The sequence below is a fragment of the Micromonospora sp. MH33 genome (genome assembly GCF_003013775.1).
GTDB classification, from domain to species: Bacteria; Actinomycetota; Actinomycetes; order Mycobacteriales; family Micromonosporaceae; genus Micromonospora; species Micromonospora fulviviridis.
Map to the genome: position 1 here is coordinate 1 of NZ_MUYZ01000534.1, position 2,490 is coordinate 2,490.

Annotated in this window: 1 protein-coding gene; it reads left to right on the forward strand. The window is 77.4% G+C overall.

Going from position 1 to position 2,490, the window contains the following annotated elements; translation table 11 throughout:
• Nucleotides 1-2,490 (forward strand): type I polyketide synthase (locus B0E53_RS35430; protein ID WP_146167938.1); only part of this gene is annotated, 2,490 nt, incomplete at both ends.

Sequence of the window (2,490 nt, forward strand, 5' to 3'; positions counted from 1 at the left end):
CACCTGGCCCGCTGGGCGGCCCGCTCCGGCGCCGCCCACGTGCTGCTGGCCAGCCGCCGCGGCCCCGACGCCCCCGGCGCCGGCGACCTCGCCGCCGAGCTGACCGACCTCGGGGTACGCGTCACCGTGGCCCGCTGCGACGTCACCGACCGGGCGCAACTCGCCGCCCTGCTCGCGCACCTCCCGGACGACGCCCCGCTCAGCGCCGTGCTGCACACCGCCGCCGTGCTCGACGACGGCATCGTGGACACCGTCACCCCGGCCCGCCTGCACACCGTCGCCGCGCCCAAGAGCGCCGCCGCCGACCACCTCGACGCGCTCACCCGCGACCTCGACCTGGACGCGTTCGTGCTGTTCTCCTCCGTCGCCGGCACCACCGGCAACGCCGGACAGGGCGCGTACGGGGCGGCCAACGCGCACCTCGACGCCCTCGCGGAACGGCGCCGGGCCGAGGGGCTCCCGGCGCTCTCCGTCGCCTGGGGCGCGTGGAGCGGGGCGGGCCTGCCCGCCGACAACGCGCGCGCCCAGCAGCGGCTGCGCCGGGGCGGCATGGTGGCCATGGACCCCGACCTCGCCGTCGCGGCGCTGGCGCGGGCGCTGCGCCGCGGCGACCGCACCACGGTGATCGCCGACATCGACTGGACCCGGTTCGCCCCGGCGTTCACCCTGGTCCGGCCCAGCCCGCTCCTCGCCGACCTGCCCGAATTCCAGGCGGCCACCCGGCCGGCCGAGGCCCCAGCCGAGGAGCCGGCCGTACCCTCCTCGGAGCTGGCCCGGCGCCTCGCCGGCCGGTCCGCGGCCGAGCGGAGCGCGGCGCTGCTCGACCTGGTCCGGCAGTGCGCGGCCGGTGCCCTCGGCTACGGGTCCGCCGACGACATCCCCGCCACCCGGCCCTTCCGGGACCTCGGCCTGGACTCGCTGACCGCCGTGGACCTGCGCAACCTCCTCGCCACCGCCACCGACCTGCGGCTGCCCGCCACCCTCGCCTTCGACTACCCGAGCCCGGCGGTGCTCGCCGGGCACCTCGACGAGCTGCTCAGCGGGGCCGCCGCCGCGGTGGCCGCGCCGGTCGCCGTCGCCACCCCCGACGAGCCGCTCGCCATCGTCGCGATGAGCTGCCGGTTCCCCGGCGGGGCGGACGACCCGGAACGGTTGTGGCAGCTGCTCGCCGCGGGCGGCGACGCCATCGGCGACTTCCCCACGGACCGGGGCTGGGACCTGGACCGGCTCTTCGACGCCGACCCCGCCACGGAGGGCACCAGCTACGCCCGCCAGGGCGGCTTCGTTCCCGGCGTCGCCGACTTCGACCCCGGCTTCTTCGGCATCAGCCCCCGGGAGGCCCTGGCCATGGACCCGCAGCAGCGGCTGCTGCTGGAGGTCTGCTGGGAGGCCGTCGAACGGGCCGGCATCGACCCGCAGGCGCTGCGCGGCAGCCCCACCGGCGTCTTCGTCGGCACCAACTACCAGGACTACCGCAACCTGATGATCACCGCCGAGGGCGCCGAGGGGCACCTGATGACCGGCAACGCCGGCAGCGTGCTCTCCGGCCGGGTCTCCTACACCCTCGGGCTGGAAGGGCCCGCCGTCTCGGTGGACACCGCCTGCTCCTCGTCGCTGGTCGCGCTGCACTGGGCCGGCCAGGCGCTGCGCGCCGCCGAGTGCTCCCTGGCCCTGGTCGCCGGGGTCACCGTGATGTCCACCCCCGGCGTGTTCGTCGGGTTCAGCCGGCAGCGCGGCCTGGCCCCGGACAGCCGGGTCAAGGCGTTCGCCGCCGCCGCCGACGGCACCAGCTGGGGCGAGGGGGCCGGCGTGCTGCTGGTCGAGCGGCTCTCCGACGCCCGGCGCAACGGCCACCCGATCCTCGCCGTGATCCGGGGCAGCGCGGTCAACCAGGACGGCGCGTCCAACGGGCTCACCGCCCCCAACGGGCCCGCCCAGCAGCGGGTCATCCGCGCGGCCCTGGCCAACGCCCGCCTCGACGCCGCCGACGTGGACGCCGTCGAGGCGCACGGCACCGGCACGAAGCTGGGCGACCCGATCGAGGCGCAGGCGCTGCTGGCCACGTACGGGCAGGACCGGCCCGGCGACCGGCCGCTGCTGCTCGGCTCGATCAAGTCGAACATCGGGCACACCCAGGCCGCCGCCGGCGTGGCCGGCGTGATGAAGATGGTGCTCGCCCTGCGCCACGGCTACCTGCCGCCGACCCTGCACGTCGACGAACCGAGCGACCAGGTGGACTGGAGCGTGGGCGCGGTCGAACTGCTCACCGAGGGCCGGCCCTGGCCGCTGACCGGCCGGCCGCGCCGCGCCGCCGTCTCCTCCTTCGGGATCAGCGGCACCAACGCCCACACCATCCTCGAACAGGCCCCCGAACCGCCCGTGCCGGCCGGCGAGCCCGCCGCGCTGCCCGTGGTGCCGGTGCTGCTCTCCGCCCGGACCGCCGGGGCGCTCGCCGCCCAGGCCGGTCCGTGGGCCGACCGGCTCGCCGGG